Origin of the sequence: Apibacter sp. B3546 (assembly GCF_009827885.1) — a bacterium.
GTDB lineage: Bacteria > Bacteroidota > Bacteroidia > Flavobacteriales > Weeksellaceae > Apibacter.
In genome coordinates this window covers 101852-123608 of sequence record NZ_WINW01000032.1, presented here as the reverse complement: position 1 = coordinate 123608, position 21757 = coordinate 101852, and the positions used below count along the sequence as shown (strand labels likewise).

At 29.8% G+C, this 21757-nt stretch carries 16 protein-coding genes; 5 read left to right on the top strand and 11 right to left on the bottom strand.

The window, feature by feature from the left end:
• The first annotated feature begins 629 nt into the window (after nt 1–629).
• On the top strand, nt 630–2033 hold the full coding sequence (locus GFU93_RS06095; protein ID WP_160542395.1) for an anion permease: 1404 nt from the start codon (nt 630–632) through the stop codon (nt 2031–2033).
• 50 nt (nt 2034–2083) lie between these two features.
• Here the strand turns inward: GFU93_RS06095 and GFU93_RS06090 are convergent, their stop codons facing one another.
• On the bottom strand, nt 2084–4231 hold the full coding sequence (locus tag GFU93_RS06090; RefSeq protein WP_160568043.1) for a S46 family peptidase: 2148 nt from the start codon (nt 4229–4231) through the stop codon (nt 2084–2086).
• Nucleotides 4232–4426: 195 nt separating this feature from the next.
• On the opposite strand from GFU93_RS06090, the gene GFU93_RS06085 reads away from it, so the two are divergent.
• On the top strand, nt 4427–6652 hold the full coding sequence (locus tag GFU93_RS06085; RefSeq protein WP_160556239.1) for a bifunctional (p)ppGpp synthetase/guanosine-3',5'-bis(diphosphate) 3'-pyrophosphohydrolase: 2226 nt from the start codon (nt 4427–4429) through the stop codon (nt 6650–6652).
• 239 nt (nt 6653–6891) lie between these two features.
• Here GFU93_RS06085 and GFU93_RS06080 read toward each other — a convergent pair whose 3' ends face one another.
• On the bottom strand, nt 6892–7770 hold the full coding sequence (locus GFU93_RS06080) for a PPK2 family polyphosphate kinase (RefSeq protein ID WP_160568041.1): 879 nt from the start codon (nt 7768–7770) through the stop codon (nt 6892–6894).
• Between the two features lie 247 nt (nt 7771–8017).
• Nucleotides 8018–8842 carry an S-adenosyl-l-methionine hydroxide adenosyltransferase family protein gene (locus GFU93_RS06075; protein WP_160568039.1) on the bottom strand — a complete coding sequence of 275 codons (825 nt, stop codon included), beginning with the start codon at nt 8840–8842 and terminating at the stop codon, nt 8018–8020.
• A 66-nt stretch (nt 8843–8908) separates the two neighbouring features.
• Here GFU93_RS06075 and GFU93_RS06070 point away from each other — a divergent pair, with 66 nt between their 5' ends.
• Entirely contained in the window at nt 8909–9862 is a 954-nt protein-coding gene (locus tag GFU93_RS06070) for a PhoH family protein (protein ID WP_160542390.1), read from the top strand.
• Nucleotides 9863–10061: 199 nt separating this feature from the next.
• Here the strand turns inward: GFU93_RS06070 and cmk are convergent, their stop codons facing one another.
• The 6 genes from cmk to GFU93_RS06040 all read right to left on the bottom strand — a co-directional run bounded on the left by cmk (nt 10062) and on the right by GFU93_RS06040 (nt 16743).
• Nucleotides 10062–10760: a (d)CMP kinase gene (cmk, locus tag GFU93_RS06065; protein WP_160568037.1), complete on the bottom strand. Its 699-nt coding sequence runs from the start codon at nt 10758–10760 to the stop codon at nt 10062–10064.
• 4 nt (nt 10761–10764) lie between these two features.
• Nucleotides 10765–11781: a type IX secretion system protein PorQ gene (gene porQ / locus GFU93_RS06060; RefSeq protein ID WP_160568035.1), complete on the bottom strand. Its 1017-nt coding sequence runs from the start codon at nt 11779–11781 to the stop codon at nt 10765–10767.
• Between the two features lie 95 nt (nt 11782–11876).
• On the bottom strand, nt 11877–13268 hold the full coding sequence (locus GFU93_RS06055; RefSeq protein WP_160568033.1) for an arginine decarboxylase: 1392 nt from the start codon (nt 13266–13268) through the stop codon (nt 11877–11879).
• Between the two features lie 172 nt (nt 13269–13440).
• Entirely contained in the window at nt 13441–14304 is an 864-nt protein-coding gene (gene dapF / locus GFU93_RS06050) for a diaminopimelate epimerase (RefSeq protein WP_160568031.1), read from the bottom strand.
• A 211-nt stretch (nt 14305–14515) separates the two neighbouring features.
• Nucleotides 14516–15823 (bottom strand): ABC transporter permease, encoded by a 1308-nt coding sequence (locus GFU93_RS06045; protein ID WP_160568029.1) that lies wholly within the window; start codon nt 15821–15823, stop codon nt 14516–14518.
• Entirely contained in the window at nt 15820–16743 is a 924-nt protein-coding gene (locus GFU93_RS06040; protein WP_160565600.1) for an ABC transporter ATP-binding protein, read from the bottom strand. Before GFU93_RS06040 ends, GFU93_RS06045 begins: the two co-directional genes overlap by 4 nt.
• Nucleotides 16744–16940: 197 nt before the next feature.
• Here GFU93_RS06040 and GFU93_RS06035 point away from each other — a divergent pair, with 197 nt between their 5' ends.
• Together GFU93_RS06035 and GFU93_RS06030 are read left to right on the top strand one after the other, a co-directional pair.
• Nucleotides 16941–19025, top strand: a complete 2085-nt coding sequence (locus GFU93_RS06035; protein ID WP_160568027.1) for a DUF5686 family protein — start codon at nt 16941–16943, stop codon at nt 19023–19025.
• A gap of 69 nt (nt 19026–19094) precedes the next feature.
• Nucleotides 19095–19604: an SPOR domain-containing protein gene (locus GFU93_RS06030; RefSeq protein ID WP_160542383.1), complete on the top strand. Its 510-nt coding sequence runs from the start codon at nt 19095–19097 to the stop codon at nt 19602–19604.
• A gap of 63 nt (nt 19605–19667) precedes the next feature.
• On the opposite strand, the gene hflX is transcribed toward GFU93_RS06030, so the two are convergent.
• Both hflX and GFU93_RS06020 read right to left on the bottom strand, forming a co-directional pair.
• Complete coding sequence (gene hflX / locus GFU93_RS06025; RefSeq protein ID WP_160568025.1) at nt 19668–20885, bottom strand: GTPase HflX; 1218 nt, start codon at nt 20883–20885, stop codon at nt 19668–19670.
• A 257-nt stretch (nt 20886–21142) separates the two neighbouring features.
• Nucleotides 21143–21715 carry a DNA-3-methyladenine glycosylase I gene (locus tag GFU93_RS06020; protein ID WP_160568023.1) on the bottom strand — a complete coding sequence of 191 codons (573 nt, stop codon included), beginning with the start codon at nt 21713–21715 and terminating at the stop codon, nt 21143–21145.
• Between the last annotated feature and the right edge of the window lie 42 nt (nt 21716–21757).

Sequence of the window (21757 nt, the reverse complement as noted above, 5' to 3'; positions counted from 1 at the left end):
CTTATAAACTTTTAATTTAGCTAAACTCATAAGCTAACTCTCATAATTTTATATCAGACCTATACTGTCTATGATGATATTTACTATACATATTCTTCAATGATATTAAAAACAATCTCAGTCCCGATAAGGAACTTCTTATTTAAAAATAGTAAATCTAAATAGTTTTTGAAATCATAAATTAAAGAAATAGGTTTTATTGATTTTATTTCTTTTGTTACTCTTTTTTGATAGGTTTTTTCTTTTGATTCTTCGGAGACAACAATATTTAAAAAAAAATATCTAATATTTAGTTTTTTCTAATCTTAAAATTTAACTTATTTATAAATTTATCTATTAAATATATTCTTGTGACTATTAGATCATTACATTTTTAATCATTTTAAAAACTAGAATCTCCTACACTTTTTTTTGGATTAATTATTGCTCTTAGAATAAAAAATTTTATGAAATGTTTCATATAACCTAAAAGTTTAAAAAATGGTAATTTCGAAGGGAATAAATGATTCTAAATACTATGATACATTTTTTACTTCATATATATTTATTGATAGTTGACTTATATCGTTAAACAATTAGAATTTATTTATATAATAATTAAACACAAATTAAATACATATAGTTAAATTATGAATAAAAATATATTAAAGTTTTTATTGGTTATTTTAGTAGGAGTTATTCTTTGGTTCGTACCTGTTCCGGATGGTCTAGATGTTAAAGCTTGGCATTTGGCATCAATTTTTATCGCAACGGTTTTAGGATTGATTCTTTCTCCGTTTCCTTTGGGAGCAATGGCAATCTTTAGTATGACCACGGTAGTTGCTCTAGATTTAATTCCGATTAAAAGCGCCTTAAAAGGATTTGGAGATACAACAATCTGGATGATAGCTTGTGCTTTTTTTATTTCGAGAGGATTTATTAAAACAGGCTTTGGAAGAAGAGTAGGATATCTTTTCATTAGTAAATTAGGAAACAGTTCCTTAGGTTTATCTTATGGTTTGGTTATGACCGATTTAATATTTGCGCCGGCAATGCCATCCACATCTGCACGTTGTGGCGGAATAATAACCCCTCTATTTTTATCTATATCAAATGCCTATGATTCTACTCCAGAAAAAGGAACTCAGAATAAGATCGGGGCATTTTTAGTACAATGTATATTTCAATGTAATGCAATTACATGTGCCATGTTTTTAACTTCGATGGCAGGCAACCCTATGATAGCAAAATTTGTTGAGAATATGGGATATACCATCTCATGGACTGATTGGGCAAAGGCCGCAATTGTACCCGGCTTGTTATCTTTACTTGTAATTCCATACGTTTTATATAAATTTTATCCACCTGAATTAAAACATACCCCGGAAATGAAAGCGATTGCAAAAGAAAAGCTTAAAGAGATGGGTAAAATGACTACAAAAGAGTGGATTGTTCTGGGTGTATTTTCTTATTTAGTAATATTTTGGGTATTAGGATCATTTCTTAAAATTGATGCGACATTTACAGCTTTTGTAGGATTATGTATTTTGTTATTAACACGTGCTCTAGATTGGAATGATGTAATTAGTGAAAAAGAAGCATGGCATACAATTATATGGTTTGCGATACTTATGACCTTAGCTTCTCAATTGAATACCTTAGGATTTATTCCTTGGTTTGGAAATTATGTAGCTGAATCTGTGAAAGGTTTACCTTGGTTGCCGATGTTATTTATACTTTTATTGGTGTATTATTATGTACACTATCTTATGGCAAGTGCTATAGCACATATCAGTGCGATGTACGTTATATTTGTTTCCATATCGATAGCTGCAGGGGCTCCACCAATGTTAGCAATATTATTATTTGCATTTTTCAGTAATTTAAATATGTCAATTACACATTATTCAAGCGGACCGGCTCCTATTTTGTTCGGTTGCGGATATATACCATTGGCAAAATGGTGGAAGATCGGATTTTTTATGAGTTTAGTTATCTTGGCCATTTGGTTACTAGTGGGAACCGCTTGGTGGAAAGCGATAGGATTATTTTAAATAAGTAATTATATAAAAAAGGTTTTCTAATTTAGAAAACCTTTTTTATTTTACTTTACAATTTTCATTTCATCTATAAGTCTTTGGGCTCCTGCATATTTATCGATTATAAATAATATATAACGAATATCAACCATAATGTTTCTGCAGATAGAAGGATCATAATTTATATCGCTCATAGTGCCTTCCCAAACCCTGTCGAAATTAAGACCTACCAAATTACCATGAGCATCAAAGGCGGGACTTCCTGAATTGCCCCCTGTAGTGTGGTTGGTTGCAATATAATTTACTATGATATCTCCATTTTGTGAATAAGGCCCGAAATTTTTTTGTTTGTACAATGTTATTAATTTTTTAGGTAAATTAAATTCGTAATCATCAGGAATATATTTTTCAATAACACCGGATAATGTTGTAAAAGGTTTATAATAAACTCCATCTTTTGGTGTATATCCGTCTATTTTGCCATAAGTAACTCTTAAAGTAGAATTTGCATCAGGAAAGAATTTTTTTGAAGGAAAAGATTTTAATTGAGCATTCATATAGTTTCTTTGTAGGCTGTCATTTTTTTTATCAAAATCATCATGAAATGGTAAAATTTTTCTTCTGTACATTTCAATATAAGGAGTAATAAAGTTTAGTACTGCATCGTCTTTTAATTTATACTTTATATTTTCCTTAGAATCGGAAGATAATATTGATATAAGATCTCCTTTTTTACGAGTTATATATGAATTTTTCCATAAATCGGTTAGGTAAATATTGCACGAAGATTCTTTTTCAAAATCTTCATGACCGGCTACCTGAAATCTTGGCTCAATATTCATACTGTACATGGAAAGCATTTTTGAAGAAACTTTCTTGTCTAATTCCGAATCATAATTTTTATAAATTGAACTCACATTTTTTATTACTCTTAATTTAATTTTATCAAAGTCTTGATCAGAAGCATTAAGAAGATTGGATACTAAATATGCCATACGAAAAGTTTCAGAATTCGAATAGAAAACCTCATTAAAATAAGTGTAAGCTTTATTATACCGACTATTATTTTTATATAAATCATTTAATGCATTTACTAAAGACTGATTTTTATTTTTAGTATCAAGATTTATTTGACTTTGCTCTACCAATTGATTTTCATACTCTTTTCTTTTTTCGATAGCATTTGATTTAAGTAACCCTTGATTTTCGCCGATCCATTTTTTCCATCCGTTAGCGATAGATGCATATTTTGCTGCGTATTTTATCTTTATTTCTTTATTTTCACGCATCGCATGATCTAAAATTTTTAAAGATTCATTACGCAAGGTAATTCTTGATGGATTGGTTATTTCTAATAGTTGTTCAATAGCAGATGCCGGTAAATATTCTTGAGTTCTTCCGGGAAATCCGTATACAAATGAAAAGTCATTTTCCTTTTTTTCTTTAATTGATATAGGTAAATAATACTTGGGGGTATAAGGAATATTATCTTTAGAATATTTTGCCGGATGATTATTTTTATCTGCATAAATCCTAAATAGGGAAAAATCTCCGGTATGCCTAGGCCACATCCAGTTGTCGGTATCTGATCCGTATTTTCCTATAGAAGATGGAGGAGCACCCACTAATCGAATATCTTCGTAAGTTTCTGTAATAAAAGCATAATATTGATTACCGTTGTAAAAAGGCAAGATAGTAATGTTTTGATAGTCCTCTTTTTTAATGGTTGAACAAATTTTATTAATATTATTTTTAATAATAATATTTCTTTGTTGTTCAGTAAAATTATCGCTTATACCCAATAATATTTGAGAAGTTACATCTATAATATCAACAATAAAAGTTGCTTTTAAGCCTTCGTTCGGTTTTTCTTCTTCATAGTTAGAAGCCCAAAATCCATGGGTTAACAGGTCATTGGTAACTGTAGAGTGCGATTGTATGCTATAGTAACCGCAATGATGGTTAGTAAGTAATAATCCCTTAGGTGAAATAACTTCAGAAGTACATCCTCCTCCGAAATGAGCAACCGCATCTTTTATGCTTGGATTATAGGTATTAAATATTTGTTTTGAAGATATTTTCATACCCATTTCCTTCATTTCTTTTTCATTGAGCTGATTAGGTATCCACATACCCCCACCCGTTTGAGCGACTAATGATGAAGCATTAAAAAAACAGGTTAATAAAAAAGATTTTAGTGTAATTTTTTTCATTGATACTACAATTAGTTTTTTAAAAATATAAATTTATAAATAATATAATAACATAAAAAAGTTAGAATGCATATTTAAAAGAAAAATTAATTAGCTTTGTGTAACTAATAAAAGTTAAGATTTTAACACATAAGTAAAGATTAATGTTATGATTCGCATATAAATTGTAACTAGTAAAATAGACTAAATAGTGGTATGGACGAAATAGACTTAAAAAAAGAAGAAGAAGAAATAGTCAAACGTTACAAAGATATGCTTCGTAACACCTACAGAGATTTGACTACAGAAGATAAATCTCTGATTAGAAAAGCTTTTGAAGTTGCAAAAGAGGCTCATAAAGATCAAAGGAGAAAAACCGGAGAACCTTATATATATCACCCTTTAGCCGTAGCTAAAATTGTTGCTGATGAAATAGGCTTAGGAGCAACAAGCATAGCATGTGCTTTATTGCATGATGTAGTGGAAGATACTCAATATACCATTGAAGATATTTCCAATTTATTTAATCCTAAAGTAGCTAAAATTATAGATGGACTTACCAAAATATCCAACATAGACCATCAAAATCTTTCGTTACAATCCGAGAACTATAGAAAGCTGTTACTTACCTTGTCTGAAGATGTTAGAGTTATTTTAATTAAGATAGCTGACAGACTTCATAATATGAGGACTTTGGACAGCATGAAAAGTTCTAAACAGAAAAAAATTGCTGCTGAAACCACCTATATATATGCTCCTTTAGCCCATAGAATGGGGCTATATACCATCAAATCTGAGCTTGAAGATTTGAGCTTAAAATATACCGATCCGGAATCTTATTCTTTAATCGTTAAAAAACTTGAGGAAACAGAAAAAGACCGTCAACGATATATTGAAGAGTTTTCAAGGATTATGCAAGAAAGCTTAAATGCCGAAGGTTTGAATTTTACTATTAAAGGACGACATAAATCCGTTTTTTCAATTTATAAAAAAATGAAAAAACAAGATGTTTCCTTTGAGGAAGTTTTTGATTTATTTGCTATTAGGATTATATATAAATCTGATTATAAAAATGAAAAATTCCTGGCTTGGAAAATTTATTCCATAGTTACGGATAAATTTATGCCTAATCCCAGCAGAATGAGGGATTGGATTACAACCCCCAGATCTACGGGATATGAAAGTTTGCATGTTACCGTCATAGGTCCGGAATCTAAGTGGGTGGAAGTACAAATCCGATCGGAGAGAATGGATGAATTGGCTGAAAAAGGTATTGCCGCTCACTATAAATATAAAGAAGGATATAAGGGACGAGAAGATAATCAAATAGAAAATTGGATATCTCAAGTTAGAGAAATGTTGGAAAACTTGGGAACGGCTTCTACAAAGGAATTATTAGATGATTTTAAATTAAACTTATACACAAAGGACATTTTTGTCTTTACTCCTAAAGGAGATTTAAAAGTACTTTCGGCAGGAGCAACGGCTCTAGATTTTGCTTATTCCGTGCATTCCGGTATCGGAGATCATTGTTTAGGAGCTAAAGTAAATAATAAATTGGTGCCGTTAAGTTATAAGTTATCAAGTGGAGATCAGGTGGAAATACTGACGTCCAATGTTCAAAAACCTAAAGCAGATTGGTTGGATTTTGTAGCCACTTCAAAAGCAAAATCAAGGATCAAAGCGGCATTAAATTCGGAAAAAAGAACATATACAGAAGAAGGTAAAGAATTATTAATTCGTAAGTTACGGCACTTAAAAATTAATTTTTCAGAAGAAGAATTAAATTCCATTCAAAAATTTTTCGGAGCAAAAACCAGTCACGATGTTTTTTATCAGGTTGCTACCGGAGTCATCGATAGTAAAGCACTAAAAAAATATAGAGATAGCAAAGGAGTTTTAACAAATTTATTATCCAAATTAAGAAAAAAAACCTCTATAATCACTGAAAATAATTTTCTGGAACCCAAAGAAGAGGAAAATTATGATATGATTGTTTTTGGAGATGATGAAGAAAAATTAAACTATCAATTAGCGCAATGCTGTAATCCAATTCCAGGTGATAATATTTTTGGTTTTGTAACCATAAACAGTGGTATAAAAGTTCATAAAGAAAGCTGTTCCAATGCTATTGATATGCGAGCTAATTATGATTACAGAGTAATTCCGGCTAAATGGGTAAGTAGTTCAAGCAGGGATTTTCTGATAGAAGTTTCATTACAAGGAATTGACAGAAACGGTATTTTTAATGATATAACCACTCTTATTTCTAATAAATTTAAAATTAGTATAAAAAAAATAAACATTAATTCCGAAGATGGAATCTTTTACGGAAATTTAATATTATTTGTAAAAAATACTCTTCAATTAGAACAAATTATAGAAGAGTTGCATAATATTGAAGGTATAACCAATGTTAAAAGATCTGAGATAAAAAAATAATTTATTATTTAGTTTCTTTGTAATAATTTAGAGTATAAATTATTATTGTATTAAAAAAGTTTTTTTAATATAATATAGATTTATGGTAATCTCAGCGAAGAAATTAATTATAAACTCGAAAAAAACAGTTTTTATTTATCTCAAAGGTGAAAGAAACAATTATAAGATAAATAAAAATTGTTAAGCAATAAGATGGAAGTTGTTTGTTCTACTCAACTAAAATAAACAAAGTGTGAATTTTAATCTTTTTCATTGAGTAAATCATGATAAGCAATTTTTAAAGCCTCCTTTTCTTGTTTATTAACTTCCGGATATTTCGGGTTCATAGATTTTAATGTTTCATTTATAATGTAAGCCATTACCAATTGCCCGTAAGATTTATTATCAAAAGGAACAATAAACCAGGGACAATTTTCAGTGGATGTTTTTTCAAAAGCCATTGCAAATGCTTTTTGATATTCATTCCAAAATTTACGTTCTTTTAAATCAGAAGCTGAAAATTTCCAATTTTTTTCTTTTTCATTAATTCTCTTAATAAATCTTTTTTTCTGCTCGTCTTTACTTATATTGAGAAAAAATTTAATAATTCGAGTACCATTGTTAAACATACGATTTTCAAAATTTTTAATTTCCTCATATCTTTTTTCGAAAAACCCATCATTAATATCTTTGACAGAATTTATAGTAGGAATTTTTTCATTTAAAATAAATTCAGGATGTACTTTGCAAACTAATACGTTTTCATAATGAGAACGATTAAATATTTCTATTTTCCCACGTTCGGGAATTTTGATAATATGTCTCCATAAATAATCATGTTCATACTCTAAAGAAGAAGGTGTTTTAAAAGATGATACATTTACTCCTTGAGGATTTACTCCCGTCATGATTGCTCGTATGGAACTGTCTTTTCCGGCAGCATCAATTCCTTGTAAAATAATTAATAAAGATTGTTTGTTTTCAGCATTTAAAATATTTTGATAATAATCTATACTTTTAATTATTTTCTTTATCTCTTTTTTATTTTTTTTGAAATTTTCAGGTGATTGAGTAGTATAATTTTTAAGGTTTACTGATTTTCCTTCTAACACACGGAAATCATCTATGGTAATTTTCATAATATATTATATTTTAATTGTTTAAACGAACAAAATAAACTAATTTTTTTATAAAATATAATGTTATAAATAATTTGTAAATTTATTCTGATGTGTAGATGTGAAAATATTGTACCAAAGTGTATTTTTGTGTTCTTATTTTTCTAAAAAATATAAATCAGAATTTTTAAAAGTATTACACATAAATGATCGCATATATAGGTATACATGTGAATAAAATAGGAAGTAAAAAAATATGATTTACTAACTAAGAAAAAACAATGCGGATATTAGTTCCTATATATAAGCCCATTAGAGAACTGGCCCCTCCAACGGTTTTTAAATTACTCTTATACATGGAAATTTGTAAAAAGCCCGAAGAATTAAATATAGCAAAAGCTTTTCCATGATATTTTTTGTCCTCAGAATCTGTCCCAAGTATATCGGTATATTTAGATTTGATTTCAGTGAATTGAACGTTTCTGGCAAAAATTATAAAGTCCTTTTTTTTTCCAAATTGGTAAAATTGTTCTTTACTAATGTTGGTTATTGCATTACCGAAATTATCTACATGAATAACCATTCCTGTTAACGAATTATCTTCGCTTTTTTCGACCGGTTTGGGTTGAGTTAATTCTTTATAAGAATTTATTTTTCTACCTATTAATTCTATTTTTCCACCTCTGGCAAGATGACAGGCTACAGGAATAAAAAGGTCTTTAGTTAAAAAATGAAGATCATCGTATTTATTAATCGTGATTTCATATACCTGATCGGGAATATATTCTTCAGCGATTAAAGAAAGAATGCCGTTATCATTGCATATAAAAAAATGACCGTTGATTTCTGCAGCTAAAGATTTTACAAAAGGAGAAGGCAACGCGTCGACACCAATTATATGAATGGTTCCTTTAGGAAAATTTTTGTATGAATTTTGAATAATATAAGCAGTTTGAATTAAATCAAAAGGCATAATTTGATGTGAGATATCAACGACTACAATATCCGAAATTTGGCTGTATATAGCACCTTTAAGAGCAGCCACATGGTAATCGTCTAAACCAAAATCGGTAGTAAGTGTTATTATTCCCATTTTTTATTATCCTACACAAAGTTATTGCTTATTTTTGTTATGTAAAATTAAAAAAGGAGTTAAAATTTGAATCAAATACGAATTACTTTAGAAGGGGTGGATTTAAAAACTTTCTATGGTGAATATAATCAAAACTTTAATCTGTTGATTAATCATTTTCCCAAATTAAAAATTACAGGAAGGGATCGGGTAGTGTCGGCAGCAGGAAATGATGCGGATTTAACTTTGTTTAATAATAAAGTTAAAGAAATAACTGAATATATAAACAGATATAATAAGTTAAATGATATTGCTCTGGAGGGAATACTCTCTAATGGAGAAAAGCAGAATGAGCTTAGATCCGAATCTGAAGATATTATCGTTCACGGAATAGGAGGAAAACTTATTAGGGCTAAAACAGAAAATCTTAAAAAGCTGGTGAAAGCAGTCGAAAACAATGATATGGTATTTGCCATTGGTCCGGCAGGAACAGGGAAAACCTATACTAGCGTTGCTTTAGCTGTAAAAGCTTTAAAAGATAAACAAGTAAAAAGAATTGTGCTAACTCGTCCGGCTGTGGAAGCAGGGGAAAGTTTGGGATTTTTACCCGGTGATTTAAAAGATAAATTAGATCCCTATCTTCAGCCTTTGTATGATGCATTACGAGATATGATCAGTCATGAAAAACTGGCTTCTTATATTGAAAAAGGAGTCGTTCAAATTGCTCCTTTGGCATTTATGAGAGGTCGAACGTTAGATGAAGCCTTTGTAATTTTAGATGAAGCTCAAAATACGACCCATCTGCAAATGAAAATGTTTTTAACGCGTATGGGGGCTAATGCGAAGTTTATTATTACGGGAGATCCCGGGCAAATAGATTTGCCTAAACATCAGAAATCCGGCTTAAAAGAAGCTGTTCATCTTTTAAAAAGAGTTAAGGGAATAGGTTTTGTGCAATTGACAGAAATTGATGTGGTAAGACATAAATTAGTAAGAAAAATTTTAGAAGCCTATCATAAACAAGAAGAGATTGAAGAATAGTTTTTCATTTTCTAAAATAAAAGATCTTATTGAAAAATAAAATCCTTATTAATTTACTTATTTATAAGTTTTAATAAGAAACAGATTAATAAAAATTAATCCGTTATACTATAAAAAAATAGTAATATTTTCGAATTTTTTAAAAATAAACTGAATTATCAGCAGCATCAAGATAAATAAAAAAGGATTATTTTATAAATCAGATTTTAAATTTATCTTTAACAATTTGAACCATTTTATTATAGGTTTCTTCTTTGCTTAAATGAGTGTTATCGATAAGAATGGCGTCTGCGGCCTGAATTAATGGTGACACCGATCGGTTGCCATCGATGTAATCTCTTTGCTTAAGATTTTCTTGAACCTCTTCTAAAGAAATGTTTTTGTGTTGATTTTTATATTCAGTGAATCTTCGTTTAGCTCTTTCTTCTATACTGGCAGTTATAAAAAATTTTAAATCAGCATTTGGAAATACGACCGTTCCAATATCTCTACCATCCATAACAATCCCGCCTTTTTTTCCTATATTTCTCTGTTGTTTTACTAAATATTCTCTTACTTCAGGTATTTTTGCCACCCATGAAACATGTTCAGATATGTCAAAAGCACGAATTCTATTTTCAACATTTTTTCCATTAAGATAAATTTCATTGGTATTGGAATCAGAATTTAGCTTAAAGTCCAAATGAATATCATTTAAATGGGTTAGTAAAGTTAGCTCATCTATAGTATTATTTTTATAAAAATTTTCAATAGCATATAAAGTTACAGCTCTATACATAGCACCGGTGTCTATATGAATCCATCCAAATTCTTTGGCTAACATTTTTGCATAGGAGCTTTTACCGGTGGAAGAATAACCATCTATGGCAATTATAGGTTTTATCTTGTTGTTTTTCATGTTATTACCAGTCATAACGAGGGGCAAACATATTTTCCAAGTCTATACGTAGTCCAAATGTATTGGTGTTTCCCGCAGCATTATATCGCCCCCAAGCGTAATCAAAGCGAAAATATGAAATTTTCACACCAAAACCAAGAGTTAAACCGGCAAATGAACGTTGATCTTCGATCGCCAATTCATTACCTCTCTTAAAATTATATCCGGCTCTGAGGTTGAATCCTGACTCGGGAAATAATTCGGCGCCTAACGAAATATGATCTATAATTTTTCTTCCTCCATTGATCTTTTCTCCCTTTTTATTAGTTGGTGAAGAAATATCAAATTTTTGTAAGTCATGTAAGGTAAGAGTTAACTCCATCGGTAATTTTTCGAAACGTTGCGAGATTCCTAAATTTGCTTGAATGGGTAATTTTTCTCTTCTATCATTATAATAAGTTAATTGCCCTCCAAAATTTCTAACCACAGCAGAAACGGTAGTATAATAATCAATGTCGTGAAATACCACCCCAAGATCAGCCAAAAGAGCGGAAGAAGTATAACTTTCAATTTTACTGGTAACATAAGATAAATTTCCGCCTACGGTAAAGAAATCAGAGATATTATAGGCATAACCCAAAGTTACCGCTGCGTCTTTTGCGGTAAATTTTCCGGTTACATTTCCGATTTCATCGGCGGCTTTAAGATCTCCATAATCTACATATCTTCCATGAAGGGAAAAAAAGTGCTTACTTTCTTTGGGATTATAAACATAGGATACAGCTCCCAATTTGACATCTGCTAAATAAGAGGAATAATTTATTCCCGCTTGGTTATGCATTTTATCGTTCATCATTGCCGGATTGAACATAGCCATATTAGGATCATTGTCCCAAGAAGAGTTAGCATTACCTCCTAAAGCCGCTTGACGGGCAGATACGGTCATATTCATAAAAGTATATATTTCTTGCCCGTTTTGAGAATAGACAATGGAGTATAAACTAATGAATATAATTAGTATAAATTTATGCAATAGACGCATTATAGTAAAAATTACAAGAAAATAAATCAGGTACGCTTGATGGTACTTTTTTGTAATTATAAACTATGAATCTGTCAATTTATTGTATGGGGCTACTAATAACCTAAAAGATCTAAAATTTGCTTATAATTTTGTTCCTCTCGAAATACCTCATAAGTAAATTCGCCGTCTTTATTTTTATTGATCAAAATATGTTTTGGCTGCGGAACTAGACAATGGTGCACGCCTCCGAACCCGCTAATGGCATCTTGATAAGCTCCTGTATTGAAAAAACCTATATATAAAGGTTTTTCTTCACTGAAAATAGGAAGATAAATGGCATTAACGTGCTGTTCAGAATTGTAGTAATCATCGCTATCACAAGTAAGACCTCCTAAGAAAACCCGTTCATAGGAATCTTCCCAACGATTGATAGGAAGCATGGTAAAACGACGAGAAATTGCCCAAGAATCAGGTAATGTAGTCATAAAAGAACTGTCAATCATATCCCATTTTTCTCGATCATTTTGTCTTTTTTGACTTAAAATTTTGTAAACAATCCCTCCACTTTCTCCAACAGTGAATGAACCAAATTCGGTATATAAAGTAGGTTCTTCTACTCCTTCTTCAACACAGAATTTTTTTATTTGGTAAGTAATCTCATTGACCATATAATAATAGTCGTAATTAAAATTCAAAGAATTTTTTATAGGAAAACCTCCTCCTATATTGAGCGAATCCACTTCGGGTGCGATTTTTTTCAATCGAGCATAAACTCGCAAACATTTATAAAGTTCGTTCCAATAATAGGAAGTATCTTTAATCCCCGTGTTGATAAAGAAATGCAACATCTTTAAACGGGCAAATGGATGATTTTGGATTTTTTGAGCATAAAAAGGAACAATATCTTTATATCCGATTCCCAATCGAGAAGTATAAAACTCAAATTTAGGTTCTTCTTCAGAAGCAATTCGAATACCTATATTAAAATTAGTATCTATGCTATCGGAAAGTCGATCGATTTCTCTGAAATTATCCAATACAGGTAATATGTTAGAAAATCCGCCGTTAATCATTTCCGAAATAATTTTTAAATATTCATCGGTTTTGAATCCGTTGCAAACAACTTCAATATTTTTATCGACAATTCCTTTATCGTATAATCTTCGTATAATTTCCATATCGTTTGAAAAAGAAGTTTCCAAACTAATTTTATTTTTTAAAGCTTCTTCAACCACGAATGAAAAATGACTTGATTTCGTACAATAACAATATCTATATTCATTATTGTAATTATTTTCCTTAAAAGCCTTTTTAAACCATTTTTTGGTTTGTTGTATGTTTTGCGATATTTTAGGTAAATAATTGAACTTAAAAGGAGTTCCGAATTTTTCAATTAAGTCCATTAAAGGGATGTCATGAAATAATAAATTTCCGTTATCAACCTTAAATTCGGGTTGTGGAAAATCAAAAGTTTGTTGAATTAAATCGTGATACTTTATTTTCATTTTAAATAGTGGAAAAAAATCAGATTACAAATATCTATAAATTTACTAGTTAATAAATGCTTTTTTAAAAAAATTAATAATTTTTTCCATCAAATATTAGATTTTAAAAATATTTTAACAATTTTAAGTTATCATTTATCAAATTCAGAAAATATTTTTTTATTGAGAATAATTATAAAAAACTGTTTATTAATTCTTCATGCAAAACACCTTCACAAATTTGGCGAACTTCTCCGGTCATTCTTATTTGCCAATGATCATCAATTTCTATTTTAAGTTCTCCTCCTGGCATTTTAATGGTTACTTTATTATTTATTAACCCTTTTTTTCTTAATACACTTGCTACCGCACAAGACGAACTTCCTGAGGCTAAAGTGAAACCGGCCCCTCTTTCCCAAATTAATATTTGAACTTCATCTCTATTCAGTACTTTTGCAAATTGAACATTTATACGGTTAGGAAATTTTGAAAACGTTTCAATTTTAGGGCCGTATTTTTTTATTTCCTCACTATCTAAATTTTCTTTGAGAATCACACAATGTGGATTTCCAACAGAAACACAATTGATTAGAAACTCTTGATCATCGATAGTAATACGTTCATCTTGTACTTCTTTCGAATTAAAGGAAGTGGGTATTTGTTTTGAATCGAAAATGGCTTGACCCATATCTACTGTTATTAAAGTAGCCCTCTCATTTAAAGTTTCTTGTATGGTTGCACGAACTTTTCCTCCTTTGGTTTCTACTGTAAATTCCTTTTGAGGAATAATTTTATAATCGTATACATACTTGCAAAAAATTCTTAATCCATTTCCGCTTTTTTCTGCTTCGGAACCATCCGGATTAAAAATTTTCAGACCTATGTCAGCCGTTTCTGACTTTGTTTTTACTAATATTCCATCAGAGCCTATTCCGAAGTTTACGTTACAGATTTTTTGAATGGCTTTTTCAGTTAAAGGAAAAGTAATAGTATCTTCATTGATTACTATGTATTCGTTACCCAAGCCTTGGGATTTAATAAAAGAGTTTTTTTCCATCAGAACGGATTTTTTTAATTAGTAAGATGGTATTTGAGCATAAATATAAAATTTATTTTAATTCATGTTCTAAATTTTTACTTTTTAAATTTTTGATTGTGCTATAGAGGTACCGATTGATTTAAAAATAAATTAAAGCTTTTTACATAAAAACATCAATTGAATTCTTATTTACTAATTTTCGGAGTAAGAAATAAAGCAGAGAAATATATTATGATTGTTTAATCCACTTGAAAATTTCTTTTATAGTTACTTTTTTTCCATACATAAGTATTCCAATCCTATAAATTTTACTTGCAATAAAAACCATTACTAATACCGATCCGACCATGGTAATAATTGATATTGCCAATTGCCAACCCGGTATTCCATAAAAGGATCTGGTAACCATAGCCATGGGAGAGGTAAAAGGAATAATGCTTAACCAAAATGCCACAGGTCCTTCCGGATTGTTTATGATACTTATGCATCCATAAGCGCCTAAAAGTAGGGGGATTACAATTATTGGAATAAATTGTTGAGTTTCTGTATCATTATCCACTGCTGCTCCAATGGCAGCAAAAAAAGAACTGTAAAATAAATATCCCGTAAAAAAGAAGAAAAGAAAAACGAAAATAATTAACGGATAGTTAAGATTGAAAAGGGCATTAATAGTGTCGCTAATTTGAATTTGCATTTCTTGATTAAGAATATTTCGTAAATCATTTTGTTGAATGGAAAGCGTTAATTCATGTCCTAATATCAATTTACCCATACTAAGAAGGAGCAGGGTCATTCCAATCCATATACAAAATTGAGTTAAAGCAATTAACGTTGTACCCAATATTTTTCCCATCATTAATTCAAAAGGTTTAACGGATGAAATAATTATTTCAACCACCCTGTTATTTTTTTCTTCCATAATGCTTCTCATCACACGTGTACCGTAAATAATAAAAAACATAAGATTTACATACATTAATGACAAAGAAAGGATTTCTTTAATTAAGTGGTTATCCTCTGATTTGCCTTCTTTAATATTAGTAATTTGTAAGGATATTTTGGAATTAATTTTATCTATATCGGATTGGTTTATTCCTAATAATTTTCTTCTTTTTTCTTCAATTTTTTTATTGATGGTTTCTTCTAATGAATAGAGAAGATTTTTGTTCAGGTTTTTGTTTGTATAAAGTTGGATATGATCTTGTAAATTATTTAATAGAGAATCTTTGGTTTTGGGTATATACAAGATAGCATCTAATGAATTACTTTGTGCTAACGAATCTTTTAAAGCTTGTAAATCATTTTCTGTATAAAAATTAAATATATTTTTTTCATTACTCTTGAAATCAGGATAAAATTCATGGGTTGAATCAATGATGACAATACGTGAATTGCTTTCATTAATTTTAATCATAAAGCCAATGATTGCTACGGCTAGGATTACTAATATCGGAGCAAAAAAAGTAATAAGAACAAAAGATTTTTTTCTTGCCTGAGTAAGAAATTCTCTTCTCATTACCAAAAAGATATTTCTCATAGATTTTTTGAATTTACAGCGTTAATAAAAACTTCATTCATACCGGGGATTTCTTCATAAAAAGAGAGGATTGTTCCTTTAGATGAAAGTTCTGATAAAAGGGATTTTGAGCTCTCCCGGTCGGTTAATTTAATTGAAAATGAATATTCATTATCCATTTTTATTAAATTTTCGATCGGATGATTAGATAGTAGATGTTCAATATCATGGGATTGTATATCAGTAATCCTGATATTAAATTTTCCTTGTTTAAATTTATGTCTGATATCTTTAACCGAACCATCTAAAATTTTTTTTGAATTATGGATAAGAGCAACATAATCACAAAGTTCCTCAACAGATTCCATTCGATGAGATGAAAATAAAATGGTAGTCCCTTTTTCTTTTAGCTCTAGAATTTCATCTCTTATTAGATTGGCATTTACCGGATCAAATCCGCTGAAAGGCTCGTCAAAAATTAATAATTCGGGATTATGCAATACAGTAACTACAAATTGAATTTTTTGAGCCATTCCTTTGGATAATTCGCTCAATTTTTTATTCCACCATTTTTCAATTTTTAGTTTATCAAACCAATATTCTAAACGCGACTTGGCCTCCGTTTTATTCATGCCCTTAAGCTGGGCTAAATAAATTGCCTGTTCGCCAATTTTCATGTTTTTATACAGTCCTCTTTCTTCCGGCATATAACCTATATGTGAAATATGTTTGGGTTGTAGAGGCTCTCCATTAAAATAAATTGTACCGCTGTCCGGCTTAGTAATTTGATTAATGATTCTTATAAACGTAGTTTTTCCGGCACCGTTCGGACCTAAAATTCCATAGATACTGCCTTTAGGAATTTTTATGTTGAAGTTATCTAAGGCAATTTTGTCTTCATAAGTTCGGGTAACATTTTCAGCTACAATAAAATAATCCATTTTTGAGTTGTATTATTTATTCAATCACAAATAGCAAATGTACTATTTTTATAGAAATTTGTTTATGTTAAATACTTTATATTTGCCCCTAAAATAAAGTATGATTAAGTTTTAATTTTAAACTTAGTTTTAATACACTTTTATTTGACTATATGAAGAATTTTCCGGTTTATATTTTTTTGTTTTTTCAAATATTTATGTTCTCTCAGAATTTAGAGATGAAATATTATCTACCGGATCATCCTCATTCCCGTGTTTATAAAATTTTAAAAATGGTTAAAAAGAACGAAAAAATTAACCATCCTAACCATTTAAATTCTTATAATTATTTTTTATATACTAAATTCTATATTGATGATTTTAGTAATGTTATGCATAGTATGAATAGTGATTCATCTGAGATTGCTAAGTTAGAGAAAAAGGAATATATATTTTTAGGAGAGCGGGTGATGAAATGCAGATATGATACAAGATACGGGAAAAAAAATATAATTTTAGCCGATCAGGTTTCGGGCTTTAAAAAACCTTTTTATGAGTTGTTTTCTGAACCTTTTTTTCAAGAAGAATTTCCTAATCTTTTCAAGAATAAATTCAATTCCTATAATTTTAAATTAATTGACAGTATTGTAATCGATACTAAAAAAAATTACATTATTTCATTCGGATCCAAGAAAAACTTGTTAGTAAATGGGAGCAGGGGAACATTGTATATTGACGCTAAAAGTTTTGCAGTAGTTAAATATTCAGGGGAAGAATATAACTCAAATTATACTCGTTATTTTGAGTATCAATGGAAATCGTTCAAAGGGATATGGTATTTAAAGTCTAAAACCAATAAAATAAGAATAAGTACCATTGATGTTACCAAATTTTTGACAAATTCCAACAAGGAACAAAAGTTTTTGTTTTCTCCCTGGATAGTTATCCAGATGACAACGTCTCATTTTACATCCAATAAGTCTTTTACAAGAAAAGATTTTAGAGGATATGAATATGAACTGGAAAAAGATTTTAATACAAATACGGAAACAAAAATTAAAAACTTTCGTAAAACTCCTTTAACGCAACGAGAAAAGAATACCTATGCAAATTCCAGCTTTTTTAATGCGTTACCCATTGAAAAAAATGTTCGTCTTTTAAATTCGGTAAAAAATTGGAAATTACCTTTAGGTAAAGTGAATTTAAATGTATTGAATTTGATGAATTATAATGATTATGAAGGATTTAGGTTTCAGTTAGGAGGAAAAACCAATTACAAGTTTAGTAAAAATATATCCATACTCGGATATCTTGCCTTCGGGACGAAAAGCACTAACAGTAAAGGTGCGTTGGGAATGGATCTTAATGTAAACAAAAAAAATAATGGAAAAATAAAGCTCTTAGGATACTCTGATGTAAATCCGTTTTCTAAAACTATTGATAGATTTCCTAATCGTGAGGAACAAATAAAGGACGAATTAAATTACATTCAAAATTCAATTTTTTATACTTACAGAGGAGGAAAGCTCGCTTATGAACAAGATATAGTAAAGAAAGTTACTGCTTCGGTGGAAGCGAATTATGAAGTTCAAAAATCGGATTATGAATATTCATTTAAATCTTATTCACCTTCTCATAAATATACGTTATTTTCAACTTCTTTACATCTTAAATACGCACCATTTGCTAAATACCTGATGACTCCGGAAGGAAAAATGACGGTAGAAGATAAGCCCGTTTATTTTTATTTTGATTATACCAAAGGATGGAAAACGTTAGGAGCTAATTTCAACTATGATCGTTTTGACTTAGCTGCTCATATAACGGTAACTAATCCAATAGGGGAGAGTTCCTTAGTTATGAACTCCGGATATATTTTCGGAAAAACGGTTTTATGGAATAATTATGGAAGTTTTGGTAATGCGAAAGTAGGAAAATCAATAGGAAATAGATTTTCAATGAAAGGCTTTCGATCACTGGAAACCTTAGCACCCGGAGAGTTTTATGCGGATAAATATGTGGCTTTTTTCTTAACTCATTCTTTTAAAGACATAAATTTTATAGGAAACAGTAGGTTGCAATTTTCTTTAGTTTATAATGGGTTACTAGGAAATATGAATCATAAAGAAATCCATAAATTAACATTTTTTTCAGTTCCCGAAAACTATTATCAAGAAGTTGGAATGGAGCTTAATAAGCTAATTTACTATTTTGGATTGGGAATTTATTATAGAATGGGAGCCTATCACCTTCCTACTTTCGATAAAAATTTATTTCTTAAATTAACTTTTAGTCTCTTTTAAATAGCATATTTCTTTAGATTTAATTATAAAATGCTATTTTTGTGTAGTTAATTTTATCATAATATCCAAATGAAAAGCTATATTTTTTTATTACTTTTTTTTATATGTATTTCTTTTAAAGCCCAGCAAATCATTACTAAAGTAGATTCAGCTACCGGGGGAAAGCTGATTATTAATGCTGATGAAGAAATATTGAAAATGGTTAGTGAAGATGAATTATGCAAAAAATTTGGAGACACCACGCGAGAATCTAAACCTATTTCTTCCACCGATAAAAAACCGGTGAATAGGCCTGTTTCTCCTGAAAACATTTGTGGCAGACGTAACGATATACCCGGTTTTATGATTAAAGTTGGAGAAGCTAAAACAGAGAAGGAAATTAATACGTTGACTACAGAATTTAGAAAGTTATTCCCTGAGTTACGGGTTGAAAAAAGTTATTTACGTCCTGATTGGAGACTTTTGGCCGGAGATTATTTTAAGAGAGAATCAGCAAAATCTGATTTAAAAAGAATTAAAAGGAATTTTCCTTCCGCCTTATTAGTTAATTGGAGAATTTATTGTAACCGAGCAAAATAATTTTTTTATTAAAAAAATATAAAACGAAAAGGGCTTATTCATTAAGCCCTTTTGTATTTTAAATTATATTTCTTTTCCTTCTTGATCGTAATATTCAAAGAGGAAATCATTATAAGGAAATCGTTGGGTATGGATATCTTTAACTTGATTATAAATAATTTTCTTCAATTCTTCATAATTTTCTTTAGTTAAAGCAGAAATAAAAACACTAGGATATTTGGATTTAGCCATCCATGTTTTTTTCCAATCGTCTAACGAATAATTTCTTTTGGTCACCGGTGTTAGATCATCTTCATCTTTTCTTTCATAAGAAAAATTATCAATTTTATTAAATACCATTATTGTTGGTTTATCTGCAGAACCTATTTCAGCCAATATGGTATTTACGGAATTAATATGATCTTCAAAGCTGGGATGAGAAATATCAACCACATGAATCAAAAGATCAGCCTCTCTTACTTCATCTAACGTTGATTTAAACGACTCTACCAGCTGAGTAGGTAATTTTCTTATAAAGCCGACTGTATCGGTTAGTAAAAAAGGAAGATTACCTATTACAACTTTTCTTACAGTTGTGTCTAGTGTTGCAAATAATTTATTTTCGGCAAAAACTTCCGATTTACTCAACACATTCATTAAGGTAGATTTTCCTACATTAGTATATCCAACCAAAGCTACTCTAACTAATTTTCCTCGATTGTTTCGTTGAGTTGACATTTGCTTATCAATCGATTTTAATTTTTCTTTAAGCAAGGATATTCTGTCTCTGATAATACGTCGGTCGGTTTCAATTTCAGTTTCTCCAGGTCCTCTCAATCCAATACCTCCTTTTTGACGTTCCAGGTGAGTCCACATACGAGTTAAGCGAGGAAGAAGATATTCATATTGAGCAAGTTCCACTTGTGTTCTGGCATAGGATGTTTCTGCTCGTTGAGCAAAAATATCTAATATAAGATTCGTACGGTCAATAATTTTCCTGTCTAATTCTTTTTCTATATTTTTAAGTTGAGAAGGAGTCAGTTCATCATCGAAAATAATTGTATCGATTTCATGTTCTTTAGCATAACTATTAATTTCTTCCAACTTTCCTTTTCCTACAAACGTTCTTGAATGTGGCTGATCTAGCTTTTGCGTAAATCTTTTATAAACTACAGCTCCGGCTGTATTTGCCAAAAACTCCAATTCATCCATGTATTCATTTAACTTTTCTTCATCTTGGTTTTGAGTAATCAATCCGATTAGAATAGCTTTTTCATATAATGCTTCTTTTTTTTCTAACATATAAAATTAATCTGCTTTAAACTCGATTTATTTATCAAATGTATTGTTTTTTAATAATGTGTAATACTATTAAATTTTAAAAGGTATGTGTACTTACTGCATAATGTGATTTAACATAACAGGTATCTTTCAATAATTATACAATTTTTTTTAATTCTGTGTTTTTTACTGAATAGTACAATGGGTCCTAAAGAGAGATTTTTTATAATTAGTCATTAAATATAAAAGTAAATTGAAAAAAACATGTTTACAATCAACTAATGATTAACAGGATGAAATGAGCAAGTAAGAGTATGATCATTAACCACTCCAACGGCCTGTAAAAATGCATAAATAATAGTTGTACCCACAAATTTAAATCCACGCTTTTTTAAATCTTTTGAAATACTATCGGAAAGTTGAGTTGAAGCGGGAACTTGTTTAATGGTCTCCCAGTGGTTGCAAATAGGTGTGTGGTTGACAAAGTTCCATAAATAATTGCTAAAACTTCCGAATTCGTTTTGCACATCCATAAATTTTTGTGCATTGGTTGTGGCAGCTTTAATTTTCAATTTATTTCTAATAACACCTTCATTGAGAAGTAAACGATCCATTTTTTCCTGAGTATATTGTGAAATTTTTCTATAATCAAAATGGTCAAAAGCTTCACGAATACTCTCTCTTTTTTTTAATACCGTAATCCAACTAAGACCGGCTTGAAATCCTTCAAGTAAAAGAAATTCAAATAGTAATCGGTCATCATATACCGGTTTGCCCCATTCCTCATCATGATATTTTTTGTATATGTCATCAGATCCTACCCATTCGCATCGAATTATTTCTCTTTCCATACTAATTTATATTAATGTAAGATGCAAATATAGATATTTATA